The organism is Nonomuraea sp. B19D2 (genome assembly GCF_040137845.1).
In the GTDB taxonomy this organism is placed as follows: domain Bacteria; phylum Actinomycetota; class Actinomycetes; order Streptosporangiales; family Streptosporangiaceae; genus Nonomuraea.
In genome coordinates, this window is sequence record NZ_JBEFAK010000009.1 from 202,256 (window position 1) to 214,625 (window position 12,370).

At 73.1% G+C, this 12,370-nt stretch carries 10 protein-coding genes; 9 read left to right on the forward strand and 1 reads right to left on the reverse strand.

Annotated features, from left to right (window positions below; genetic code table 11):
* Window positions 1–4 precede the first annotated feature (4 nt).
* The 3 genes from ABN273_RS19325 to ABN273_RS19335 are packed head-to-tail and all read left to right on the forward strand — an operon-like array spanning window position 5 to window position 2,882.
* The gene (locus tag ABN273_RS19325; RefSeq protein WP_349450299.1) at window positions 5–997 is read left to right on the forward strand and encodes an ABC transporter ATP-binding protein; all 993 of its coding nucleotides are present in this window, start codon (window positions 5–7) and stop codon (window positions 995–997) included.
* Window positions 994–2,004 (forward strand): ABC transporter ATP-binding protein, encoded by a 1,011-nt coding sequence (locus ABN273_RS19330; protein ID WP_349450300.1) that lies wholly within the window; start codon window positions 994–996, stop codon window positions 2,002–2,004. Before ABN273_RS19325 ends, ABN273_RS19330 begins: the two co-directional genes overlap by 4 nt.
* Entirely contained in the window at window positions 2,004–2,882 is an 879-nt protein-coding gene (locus ABN273_RS19335; protein WP_349450301.1) for a GNAT family N-acetyltransferase, read from the forward strand. The genes ABN273_RS19330 and ABN273_RS19335 overlap by 1 nt, the downstream gene beginning before the upstream one ends.
* A gap of 5 nt (window positions 2,883–2,887) precedes the next feature.
* Here the strand turns inward: ABN273_RS19335 and ABN273_RS19340 are convergent, their stop codons facing one another.
* Window positions 2,888–3,997 (reverse strand): exo-beta-N-acetylmuramidase NamZ family protein, encoded by a 1,110-nt coding sequence (locus tag ABN273_RS19340; protein WP_349450302.1) that lies wholly within the window; start codon window positions 3,995–3,997, stop codon window positions 2,888–2,890.
* Between the two features lie 58 nt (window positions 3,998–4,055).
* On the opposite strand from ABN273_RS19340, the gene murQ reads away from it, so the two are divergent.
* The 6 genes from murQ (at window position 4,056) to ABN273_RS19370 (ending at window position 12,367) form a co-directional block, all read left to right on the forward strand.
* On the forward strand, window positions 4,056–4,955 hold the full coding sequence (gene murQ / locus ABN273_RS19345) for an N-acetylmuramic acid 6-phosphate etherase (RefSeq protein ID WP_349450303.1): 900 nt from the start codon (window positions 4,056–4,058) through the stop codon (window positions 4,953–4,955).
* Window positions 4,956–5,038: 83 nt separating this feature from the next.
* The gene (locus tag ABN273_RS19350; protein ID WP_349450304.1) at window positions 5,039–6,148 is read left to right on the forward strand and encodes a serine hydrolase domain-containing protein; all 1,110 of its coding nucleotides are present in this window, start codon (window positions 5,039–5,041) and stop codon (window positions 6,146–6,148) included.
* Between the two features lie 187 nt (window positions 6,149–6,335).
* Complete coding sequence (locus ABN273_RS19355; protein ID WP_349450305.1) at window positions 6,336–7,637, forward strand: MFS transporter; 1,302 nt, start codon at window positions 6,336–6,338, stop codon at window positions 7,635–7,637.
* Window positions 7,638–7,639: 2 nt separating this feature from the next.
* On the forward strand, window positions 7,640–7,849 hold the full coding sequence (locus ABN273_RS19360) for an MbtH family protein (RefSeq protein ID WP_349450306.1): 210 nt from the start codon (window positions 7,640–7,642) through the stop codon (window positions 7,847–7,849).
* A complete protein-coding gene (locus tag ABN273_RS19365) occupies window positions 7,846–11,295 on the forward strand; it encodes a condensation domain-containing protein (protein ID WP_349450307.1) in 3,450 nt (1,149 codons plus the stop codon). The genes ABN273_RS19360 and ABN273_RS19365 overlap by 4 nt, the downstream gene beginning before the upstream one ends.
* Before the next feature lie 10 nt (window positions 11,296–11,305).
* Entirely contained in the window at window positions 11,306–12,367 is a 1,062-nt protein-coding gene (locus tag ABN273_RS19370; RefSeq protein WP_349450308.1) for a MupA/Atu3671 family FMN-dependent luciferase-like monooxygenase, read from the forward strand.
* The last annotated feature ends 3 nt before the right edge of the window (window positions 12,368–12,370 follow it).

The window sequence follows — 12,370 nt, forward strand, 5'->3', positions numbered from 1 at the left end:
GCAAGTGACGCAGACAGCGCCGGGAGTGCGCATCGACGGCCTCACGGTCGTCTACAAGACCCCCGCGGGCGAGCTGCCCGCCGTCAGGGACGTCAGCCTGACCCTGGAGCCCGGCTCGATCACCGGCATCGTCGGCGAGTCGGGGTCCGGCAAGTCCACGATGGCCCTGTCGCTGCTCAACGCCGTCCAGCCGCCGGGCAGGATCGCGGCGGGCAGCGTCGAGATCGACGGGCTCGGCGACGTGGTGGGCCTGCGGGGCGAGCAGCTGCGCAAGGCCAGGGGCAAGCACATCGGGTACGTCTTCCAGGCCGCCCAGAACTCCCTGAACCCGCTCAAGACGGTTGGCAAGCAGCTGCTCGACCTGGGCCGCTCGCACGGCGTCGAGGACCTGCGCGCCCTGGTGCGCGAGGCCAAGGAGCTGCTCGGCCGGATGGGGCTGGACGGGGCCAGGGTGCTCGACTCGCACCAGCACGAGCTGTCCGGCGGCATGCGCCAGCGGGTCGGCATCATGCTGGCGCTGGTGCTCAACGCCCACCTGGTGGTGCTGGACGAGCCGACGACCGCGCTCGACATGATCACCCAGGCGAACATCCTGAAGATCGTCCGCGAGGTCCACGCGGAGCGCGGCCTCACCACCCTCGTCATCACGCACGACATCGGCGTGGTGGCCGAGGTGGCCGACCGGCTGGCCGTCATGTACGGCGGGCGGCTGGTCGAGCAGGGCCCCACCAGGGAGGTGCTCGGCTCGCCGAAGCACCCCTACACCAGGGGCCTGATCAAGGCCATCCCGCGGCTTGTCGGCGACATCGACGAGGCGCGGGCGCTGCCCGGCCGGCCGCCGACGCTGGCGACCGTGCCGAAGGAGGGCTGCGTGTTCAGGGAGCGCTGCCCGCTGCGCATGGACGTCTGCGACACCGTCGATCCCGACGCGGTCGCCGACGGGTCCCGGGTCGTGGCCTGCCACGCCGTGACCGTGAACGTGAAGGAGCACGCATGATCACTGGGACCGGCGTCGTCAAGACGTTCAAGCAGCGCGGCAAGATGCTGGGCGCCCGTGAGGTGCGGGCGCTGCGCGGGGTCGACTTCGCGATCCCCAAGGGGGGCGCGGCCTCGTTCATCGGCGAGTCCGGGTGCGGCAAGACCACGCTGGGCCGGATCATCGCCGGGCTGGAGACGTACGACGAGGGCGAGATCCTGATCGACGGCGTCTCCATGTCGTCACTCAAGCACAAGCAGCGCCAGCCGCACTTCCGCAAGATCCAGATGATCCACCAGGACCCGTACTCGGCCCTGAACCCGACCAGGACCATCCACCAGACGCTGTACGCCCCGCTGAGCCTGCGGGCCAGGCAGACCGGGCGGTCACGGTCGTGGATCGACGAGCGGGCGGCCGAGGTGCTGTCGCTGGTGGGTCTCGACCCCGGCACGGTGCTGTCGCGCTACCCGCACCAGCTGTCCGGCGGCATGCGGCAGCGCGTGGTCATCGCCCGCGCGCTGACCGTCGACCCGGAGATGCTCGTCGCGGACGAGGCCGTCTCGATGATCGACGTGTCGCTCCGGCTGGGCATCCTGGCGCTGCTGAAGGACCTGCGCGAGCGGCTCGGCGTGAGCGTGCTGTTCATCACCCACGACGTGGCCACGGCCCGCTACATCGGCGACGACGGCGAGCTGTACGTCATCTACCGCGGCCAGGTCGTCGAGCGCGGCCCCGTGGACACGGTCATCGCCGACCCCGTGCACCCGTACACGCAGTCGCTGCTGTCCGCGATCCCGGTGCTGCACGGCCTGGAGGAGCCCGGCGAGCACCCGGTGACGCCGCTGGAGTCGCTGGACGAGAGCCAGTCGGACGAGGGCTGCCTGTTCGCCCGCCGCTGCCCGTTCAGGGGCGAGCGGTGCACGAGCGAGCGGCCGCTGCTGCAGCTGGCGGAAGGGGTGCCGCAGGAGCACGCGTGCTTCTACCCCGAGCGCCGCAGCGTGATCGCCCGCCCGATGAGCGAGGTGTGATGTCCCACGCTGTGCAGGTCACCGATCTGGCCGCGGATCTGACGGAGGCGGCCGAGGTCGCCACCGCCGCGCTCACGCTGGACGCCGCGGAGGCCGCCGGCCTGGTCGGCTACCTCTCGCGCCCTCCCGCGGAGCGGCGCTGGACGGCGCTGGCCACCGACGGCGGCGTCGTGATGGCGTCCCTGTCGGCCGGCGATCCGGCGGCCGGGCACATCGACCTGCTGGCCGTGCACCCCTCCGTGCAGGGGCAGGGGCGCGGGCGGGCGCTGGTGCGGGCGGCCGAGGAGTGGCTGCGGGGCCAGGGCGCGCGGCAGGCGCGCTTCGCCGGCAACCCGCCGTGCTACGCCTGGCCGGGCATCGACGTACGCTACACCGCCGCCGCCTGCCTGGCCGAGAGCCTCGGCTACGAGCGCTACCAGGTCGCCTGGAACATGACGGCCGACCTGAGCACCGACCTGTCCGTCGAGGACGACCTGCGGCGGCTGGAGGAGGCCGGGGTGCGTGTGCTCGCGGCCGGTCCAGATGGCGAGGCTGCCCGGGAGCGGGTCGCCACCTTTGTTCGTGAGCAGTGGAACGAGCGCTGGGCCTGGGAGGCCACGCACGCGGCCGGGCTGCACTACGCCGAGCGCGACGGGCGCGTCCTGGGCTTCGCCGCCTGGGGCGCCCGGCCCGGCTGGTTCGGGCCGATGGGGACCTCGCCGGACGCCCGCGGGCTGGGCGTGGGACGCGTGCTGCTGCGCAGGTGCCTGGCGGACCAGCGGGCCGCCGGGCAGGCCAGCGCCCAGATCGGGTGGGTGGGGCCGTTGCGGTTCTACTCGCACGCCGTCGGCGCGCGAGCGGAACGCGTCTTCTGGCTCTACCGGCGCGACCTGGCGTGATGCCGCTAATAGAGCAGTGGTCCTTCAGGGGTTCCCGGTGGCGGGCAGAGGCCGCGGGGGTCCTCGCCCGCGTCCAGGCAGCGGGTGAGCGTGTCGGAGCCCCACAGGTGGTCCATGAACAGGTCGGGGCCCCACCAGCGCAGCTCGTCCGGATAGCGGGTGCGGGCCACGTACAGCATGGACAGGCCCGTCAGCACCGGTCTGAACGCCTCGCGGTCGTGCACGTGGAGCTGGACGCCGCGCACGGGGACGCCCGCGTGTTTGTGGAAGGTGGGCGTGAACCACGTCTCCCTGAACCGCACGCCCGGCAGGCCCAGCTCGGCCAGCGCGGCGGCGAACCCGGCATCCGCGTACGGGGCGCCGACCAGCTCGAAGGGCCTGGTGGTGCCGCGTCCCTCGGAGAAGTTCGTGCCCTCGAACAGCCCGGTGCCCGGGTAGACCAGCGCGGTGTCCAGGGTGGGCATGTTGACCGACGGCATCACCCAGGGCAGCCCCGTCTCGGCGAACGTCATGTCGCGCCGCCAGCCCTCCATCTCGACCACGCGCAGGTCCACGTCGAACCCGAACAGCGTGGCCAGCTCCCCCGCCGTCCTGCCGTGCCGGACCGGAAGGGGGAAGCGGCCCACGAAGCTGGCGAACGCCGGGTCGAGCAGCGGCCCCTCCTGGACGGTCCCGCCGAGCGGGTTGGGCCGGTCCAGGACCACGAACCGCAGCCCGAGCCGGGCGGCCGAGGCCAGCAGGTCGTACATCGTCCAGACGTAGGTGTAGAACCGGGTGCCCACATCGGCGATGTCGAAGACCAGCGTGTCCACGCCAGACCCCGCGATCACCCGGTCCAGCGCCTCGCCCTCGAGCTTGTGCGTGTCGAACACCGGCAGCCCGGTCTTCTCGTCCACGCTGTCGGCCTCGCTGCCGTCCGCCTGGGCGGTGCCGCGCATGCCGTGCTCGGGACCGAACAGCGCCGTCAGGTTCACCCCTGCGGCCAGCAGCGCGTCCGGGGTCGGGGTGAGATCGGGCAGGACTCCGGTGGGGTTCGTGATCAGGCCGAGGCGGGTGCCGCCCGCGAGAGCGGGATCCGCGGCCAGCCGTTCGGCTCCGGTTCGTACATGTGCCATGAAAGCCATTGTCTGAAAGATATTTACAAGTGTGAAGGAGAAGGTGGAAATTAGCGTCATGACTGATCCGCTACCCGAGCTGTCCACTGAGCAGAGCGATCCCCGCTACAGCCAGATCGACCGGCTGCCGACCGAGCAGATCGCCAGGCTCATGAACCAGGCCGACGCCGCCGTGCCCGCCGCCGTCGCGGTGGCCATCCCGGCGATCTCGGCGGCCATCGACGCGATCTCCGCGCGGATGGCCGACGGCGGCCGGCTGCTGTACGTCGGCGCTGGCACGTCGGGCCGGCTGGCCGTGCTCGACGCCAGCGAGTGCCCGCCCACGTTCGGCACCGATCCGTCGCTGGTGCAGGGCGTCATCGCGGGCGGGCCGGATGCGCTCACCCGGTCCGTCGAGGGTGCGGAGGACGACACCGAGGCCGGCGCCGCCGCGTTGAAGGACCTGGCGGTGGGGCCGCTCGACTCGGTGGTCGGCGTGTCCGCCAGCGGGCGGGCCCCTTTCGTGCTCGGCGCGCTCGCTGAGGCGTCCGCCCGCGGCGCGCTCACCGTCGGCCTGTCGTGCAACGACGGCGCGCCGCTGTCGGCCGCCGCCGAGCACGCGATCGAGGTCGTCGTGGGTCCCGAGGTGGTGACCGGCTCGACGAGACTCAAGGCGGGCACGGCTCAGAAGCTCGTGCTGAACATGATCTCCACGATCTCGATGGTCAAGCTCGGCCGTACGTACGGCAACAAGATGATCGAGATGTCGGCGATGAACAACAAGCTGGCCGGGCGCGCGCTGCGCATGGTCAGCGACATCACCGGCGCCGACCACGCGACGGCCGAGGCGGCGCTGGGCGCGGCCGGCGGGCAGGCGAAGATCGCCGTGCTGATGATCCAGCACGGGCTCGACGCCGATGGGGCACGCGCGCTGCTTGAGTCACACGGGGAGCGCCTCAGCGACGCGCTGAGCGGCTAACCGGGCCCGGGACGACGGGCGCCCCGCACGGAGGGGCGCTCCGGACGGCAGGGGCCGGCAGGAGGGGGATGAGGGGGACGGGGATGGCTGATCGGCTGGGGGCGATCCTGGCGGACGGGGTGCCGCGCGTGTGCTCGGCGGCGGTCGCGCTGATCGCCGTGGACGGCCGCGTGGCCGCCGCGGCCGCGACCGGCGAGCTCGTACGCTACTCCGACGCCGAGGGGAGCCTGGTCGCGGAGCGCCCGCCCGCGGGGCGGGACTCGATCTTCGACCTGGCCTCGATCAGCAAGCTCTTCACCACGGCCGTGCTGCTCTCGCTGGCCGAGGAGGGCCGGCTCGGCCTGGACGAGCCGGTGGCCACGTGGATACCGGGCAGCGACCGCAGGATCACGCTGCGCCGCCTGCTCACCCACACGGCGGGCCTGCCCCCGACCCGCCGCATCGACCTGGAGCTGCCCGGCGCGGACGCCGCCGAGCGCATGGCGGCGATGCTGGACACGCCGATCGCCCACCCGGTCGGCGGCCCGTACCTCTACAGCGACGTCGGCATGGTCATGGCGGGCCGGCTCGCGGAGCTGGCCGGCGGCGCGCCGCTCGACGAGCTGGTCCGCACGCGGGTCACGGGCCCGCTCGGCCTGGCCGACACCGGCTACCGGCCCACAGCGCTGCCCCGGATCGCCGCCACCGAGTGGAAGCGGGAGCGCACGGGGGCCGCGCCGGACCCGGGCGCATCAAATACCGCGCAGGACCCGGGGGCATCGACTGACGGTTGCGTGCGCGGTGAGGTGCACGACGAGACGGCGTACGCGCTGGGCGGCGTGGCGGGGCATGCGGGGCTGTTCGCCACGGCCGGGAACCTGCTGGCCTTCGGCGAGGCGCTGCGGCTCGGCGGCGCGCCCGTGCTGCGCCCGGAGAGCGTGGCCGAGATGGTGCGCGACCAGGGCGCGGAAGGCGCCGCCTTCCGCCACGGGCTGGGCGTGCGCATCGGCGACCCGGCCATCGTGGGGCCGCTGAGCGGCGCTTTCGGCCATTCCGGCTTCACCGGCACCTCGCTGGTGGTCGATCCCGCGCGCCGGTTGGCCGTGGTGCTGCTGACGAACGCCGTGCATCCCGTACGGGGGCGCCAAGGCATTCGCGAATTGCGCCACACGGTGGCCGCCGAGGCGTTGCGACTCCGCGACCTCGCCCCTTGACAGGAAGTAATTACAAAACCACAAATAGCGTATTGCTCAGCCCAAAACTGTGTGTGAAGGTACGTGTGAGACGGCCGGGCAAGCCTCCGGACGGATCCAGGGTTCCTTTCACGAGAAGGGCCTCAGGGCATAAATGGATAAACCTCCATCGTCCGCAACCAACCGATTTATCCAGCGATTTGCTGGAATGGGGAAATTCGGCGTCGTCTGGGCAGGCCAGGTCGTCACCCTCGTCGGTAATTCCGTATTACGCTTTTCCCTGATCATCCAGGCCTGGACCGTGGAGCACCAGGCGACCCAGGTCGTGGCGCTGTCGCTCTGCGCGCTGCTCCCCCAGATGCTGCTGAGCCCCACGGCCGGGGCCATCGTCGACCGGTGCCGCAAGCGCACCGCCCTGCAGCTCGCCGACGCGGGCGGGCTCGTCGCCGTCGGGGCCATGGCGGCCGTGTACTTCCTCGGCGACCTGCACCTCTGGCAGGTCTACCTGACCGTCGCGCTGCTCGGCGCGTCGGCGGCGTTCCAGTTCCCCGCCCTGTCCTCGGCGGTGCCGCTGCTGGTGGGCAAGGAGCAGCTCCAGCGGGCCAACGGGCTGCTGGCCACCGCCAAGAGCGTGGCCGACGTGGGCGGCCCGGCGCTGGCCGGGCTGCTCGTGGTGACCGGCGGGCTGGGCGCGGTGCTCTGGATCGACCTGCTGAGCTTCGCGGTCGCGCTGGTGACCGTGCGCGTGGTGCGCATGTCCGGCGACGCGCCCGGCTCGGGCGGCGAGCGCAAGCGGCTCGGGGCGGACTCGCTGGTGGGGCTGCGCTACCTGTTCGGACAGCCCAGCCTGCGCGGCCTGATCCTGGTGTTCTTCACGGTCAACCTGGTGATGGTGTTCGGGTTCGCCGTCGTGCAGCCCATGATCCTGGCCAGGACGGGCAGCGACGTCTCCGCGCTGGCCAGCGTGAACGCCGGGATCGGCGCGGGCGGGATCGCGGGCGGGCTGCTGCTGGCGGCCTGGGGCGGGCCGAAGAACCGGGTGCGCGGCATGATGCTCGGCGTCGTCGGCATGTGCCTCAGCGCCCAGATCCTCATGGCCGTGGTGCACGGGGTCGTGGCGTGGACGGCGGCCATGCTCGTGGGCGCGCTGATCATGCCGATCGTCAACGGCTCGATGCAGTCGATCATCCAGACCAAGGTGCCGAAGGAGCGGCAGGGCCGGGTGTTCGGGGCCGTCATGTTCGTCTCGCAGATCTCCTCTCCCATGGCGATGGCCTTCTCCGGACCGCTCGCCGACCACGTCTTCGAACCTCAGGCCGCCTCGGGCACCGGCCTGCCGGGGCTGCTGCGGCCCCTCCTGGGCGCCGGGCCGGGCAGCGGCATGGCGGCGATGCTGCTGCTCGCCGGCCTGCTGGGCGCGGGCGCCGCCCTGCTGGGGCTGGCCCGCCGCGCCGTGCGCCAGATCGACGTGCTGACGCCCGACCTCGAGAAGCAACCCGCGGGAGGCTGACCATGACCACCAATCCGTTCGAGGACGAGAACGGCGCCTACCTGGTGCTGGTGAACCACGAGAACCAGCACTCGCTCTGGCCGGCCGACATCGACGTGCCCGCGGGCTGGCGGGTGGCCCTGCCGTCGAGCTCCCGTGCCGCGTGCCTGGAGTACATCGAGACGCACTGGACGGACATGCGCCCGGCCGGCCTCATCCAGGCCTCCCGATGACCGCCGGTCACGTACATGAGGTCTTCGCCCGGCAGGCGGCCCGCACGCCCGGCAGGACGGCGCTGATCAGCGGCGCGGAGCGGCTGACCTACGCCGAGCTGGACGCGCGCTCCTCGGCGCTCGCGGACGAGCTCGACGTGCCGCCGGGTTGCCTGGCCGGGGTCCGCATGGAGCGCGGCGCCGGCCTGGTGGTCGCGCTGCTGGCCGTGCTGAAGCGCGGGGCCGGCTATCTGGTGCTCGACCCGGACCTGCCCGAGGAGCGGCTGCGCGGCATGGTCGAGGACGCGGGCGCCGCCGCGGTCCTCTCCCCGGAGGGCGTCGAACGGCTCCCCCGCGCGGCCCGGCACGACGGCGTGGCGTGCGTGATGTTCACCTCCGGCTCCACCGGCCGCCCCAAGGGGGTCGCCGCGCCGCACCGGGCGATCGTGGCCACGGTGACGGGGCAGGCGTACGTGCCGTTCGAGGCGGTGTGGCTGCAGTGCTCGCCGGTGTCGTGGGACGCGTTCGTGCTGGAGCTATGGGGGCCGCTGCTGTCGGGCGGCACCTGCGTGCTGTATCCAGGGCCACGGGTCGACCCGGTGGTGATGGCGCGGCTGACCGCCGAGCACCGGGTGAGGTGCATGTACCTGTCGAGCAGCCTGTTCGACGTGATCGTGGACGAGTGCCCGCAGGCGCTCGCCGGCGTGCGCCACCTGCTCGTGGGCGGCGAGGCGCTGTCGCCCCGGCACGTCAGGCGCGCCCTCGAACGGCATCCGGGGCTGCGCCTGAGCAACGGGTACGGGCCGGTCGAAGGCATGATCTTCATGACCACCCACCCGGTGACCTCTGTGGACGGCCCCGTGCCCATCGGCACGCCGCTGGCGGGCAAGCGCGTCCACGTGCTGGACGAGCGGCTGCGGCCGGTCCCGGACGGGGAGGTCGGTGAGCTGTACGCGGCCGGGGACGGGCTGGCCCTGGGCTACCTGGGGCGACCCGGCCTGACGGCCGAGCGGTTCGTGGCTGATCCGTTCGCGGACCCGGGCGGCCGGATGTACCGGACGGGCGATCTGGTGCGGCTCTCGGGCGGGGTCCTGCAGTTCGTGGGGCGGGCGGACGAGCAGGTGAAGATCCGGGGGTTCCGGGTCGAGCCCGGCGAGGTGGCGGACGTGCTGGCGCGCCATCCGTCCGTGGCCCGGGCCGGCGTGGTGGCCAGGGAGGACTCGCCCGGCGAGAAACGGCTGGTCGCGTACGTGGTGGCGGCGCCCGGCAGGCGCGTGCACGACGACGGGACGCCGTGTGAGGGGCACGTGGACGTCGAGGCGCTGCGCGCCCATGCGGCGGCCGTGCTGCCGGACTTCATGGTGCCGTCGGCGTTCGTCGTGCTGCCCGGCCTGCCGCTGACCCCCAGCGGGAAGCTGGACAAGTCCCGGCTGCCCGCGCCGGTTTACGAGCAGGGCGGCTCCGGGGCGGCGCGCGACGACGTGGAGAAGTCGTTGTGCGCGCTGTTCGCCGAGGTGCTCAAGGTGCCGCGGGTGGGCGTCGACGACGGCTTCTTCACGCTGGGCGGCGACTCGCTGATGGTGGCCAGGCTGCTCAGCAGAATCCACGCCGAGCTCGGGGCCGAGGTAGGCGTCAGGACCCTGTTCGAGACGCCCACGGTGGCGGCCATCGCCGAGCACGTCAGGCAGCAGGCCGGACAGCGGGCGGGAGAGCGGGCCCCGGAGCGCGGCGAGCCCTCGGCGTCGCTCGCGGAGGAGGCCGCGCCGCCGCTGTCGTTCGCGCAGCGCCGGCTATGGTTCCTCGACCAGGTCGACGCGGGCGTGGCCTACAACATGCCCATGCTGGTACGGCTGCACGGCCCGGTGGACGCGGCGGCACTGCGCGGCGCGCTGGAGGACGTGGTGGCCAGGCACGAGGCGCTGCGCACCGTCTTCACCGTCCACGACGGCGAGCCCGCCCAGCGGGTGCTGCCGGTCGAGGAGGCCAGGCCCGGCTTCAGCGCCGTCGAGGTCCCGGCCGCCGAGCTGGATGCGCGGGTGGCCGAGGCGGCCCGGCACCGGTTCGACCTGGCCGCCGAGCTGCCGATCCACTCCGTGCTGTTCACCACCGGGCCGGACGAGCACGCGCTGCTGCTGGTCATGCACCACATCGCCACCGACGGATGGTCGCTGCCGCCGTTCATGCGCGATTTGTCCCGCTGCTACGCGGCCCGGCTCGCAGGGGTGCGCGCCGAGCTGCCGCCCCTGCCGACCCGATACGCCGACTACGCGGTACGGCAGCGCGCGCGGGCGGACACCCTGGCCGGCTCGGAGCTCGGCTACTGGCGCGAGACGCTGAAGGGCCTCCCCGAACGGCTCCCGCTGCCCCGCAGGATGGAGGACGCAGCGGAGACGGCGGGTGCGGCCGAGACGGTGGTCAGGCGGATCGACGCGGACCTGCACGGGCGGCTGGCCGAGCTGGGCAGGCAGCGCGGAGCCACGCTCTTCATGGTGCTCCAGGCCGCACTCGCCGTCGTGCTCAACCGGGCCGGCGCGGGGACCGACCTGCCCATCGGGGCGCCGGTCGCCGGGCGGTCCAGCGACTCCGTGGGGGATCTCGTCGGGTTCTTCGTCAACCTGCTGGTGCTGCGTACCGACCTGACGGGCGATCCGGACGCCGGCGAACTGGTGGCGCGGGTGCGCGAGACGGACCTGGAGGCGTTCACCCACCAGGAGGTGCCGTTCGAGCGGGTCGTGCAGGACCTCAACCCGGCGCGCCGCACCGGGCGGCATCCCCTCGTGGACGTCGTGCTGGCGCTGCAGAACAACGCGCGGGCCGAGCTGGACCTGCCCGGCGTCGAGTCGCGGGTCGAGGTGGTCAGGACCGGGGCGGCCCGGTTCGAGCTGCTGGTCGACGTGACGGACGACTACGACCGCGACCGCGCTCCCGCGGGGATCGCCGTGACCGTCGAGTACCGGGTGGCCGCCTTCGACAGGCTCGTGATGCAGTGGCTGGCCGACGCGCTGGTGCGGGTGCTGGAGGCCATGGCGGCGGCCCCCGGCGCGCCCGTCTCCTCGATCGCGGTGCCGGAGATGCCGCAGGCCGCAGTGCGGGACACGCCGCAAGCCGCGGCCGAACCGCCGGCGGCGGGCGCGCCCTCCACCCGGAGGGAGCCCGTGGGGGCGCGGCGGTGGCCGCGTTCCGACCTGGAGCGGCGGGTCGCGGACGTCTGGGCCGACGTGCTGGGCGTGCCGGGGGTCGGGCTCGACGACGGGTTCTTCGCCCTGGGCGGGAACTCGCTGAGCGCCGTGCGGGTCGCGGCGCGGCTGGCGGGCCAGGGCCTGCCCGCCACCGCCGGGCAGCTCTTCTCCGCCCCCACCGTCGCCGAGCTGGCCGCAGCCCTGAAGCAGGCGCTGGAGCACGCGGCCACGCGGCCCGAGCCACGCATCGAACGCATCCCCAGAGCCCCGCGCATCCGCCCCCGGTAGGAGCACGTCCATGGACCTCAGCGTGATGTTCTTCGGCGCCGACGACGCGGACGCCGCCGCCCTGACCGCAAAAGCCGGCACCGCAAAAGCCGGCCATGCTGCGAAATACGATGACATCCTGGCGATCACCAGGGCCGCCGACCGGCTCGGCTTCACCGCCGTCTGGACCCCCGAGCGGCACTTCCAGCAGGTCGGGCAGGTCTTCCCGAACCCGGCCCTGCTCAGCGCCGCGCTCGCCGTCGCCACCGAGCGCATCCACGTGCGGGCCGGCAGCCTCGTGCTCCCCCTCCACCACCCGCTGCGCGTCGCCGAGGACTGGGCGCTCGTGGACAACCTGGCACGCGGCCGGGTCGGCGTCTCGGTGGCGACCGGCTGGCATTCCAAGGACTTCGTGCTCGCCCCCGACGCCTTCGAGGACCGGCGCGCACGTGCGTTCCGCGACGTCGGGCTGCTGCGCAGGCTGTGGGCGGGTGAGGCGGTGGAGTTCACCGACGGCACGGGCGAGCGGGTGGCGGTGAGGTCGCAGCCGCGCCCGTACTCCCCCGCCCTGCCGCTGTGGACCACGACCTCGGGCAGCCCTCAGACGTGGGAGGCGGCCGGGCAAATGCGCACGAACGTGCTCGGCGCCACCATCGGCCAGACCCGCGAGGAGCTGGCCGAGAAGATCCGCCTCTACCGCAAGGCCTACGAGGAGGCCCCGGAGCAGGATGGCAGCCCGCCCAGGGGCACCGTCACGCTCATGGCCCACACCTACGTGGGCGTCACCGACGAGCAGGCCAGGGAGCGGGCGGGCGGGCCGCTCAAGACGTACCTCAAGTCGTACGTGGCACAGACCGCCGCCAACAGGGACAACAGGGCCGAGGCGCTCACCCCCGCGCAGCTCGACACGCTCGCGGAGTTCGCCTTCCAGCGCTACCTGAGCTGGGGCAGCCTGCTGGGCTCCGCGCAGACGTGCCGCAAGAACCTGGCGGATCTGGCCGACCTGGGCTGCGACGAAGTGGCCTGTTTCGTGGACTTCGGGCTCGGCGCCGACGAGGTGCTCGCCGGGCTGGAAAGGCTGGCGAGCCTGTGAGCC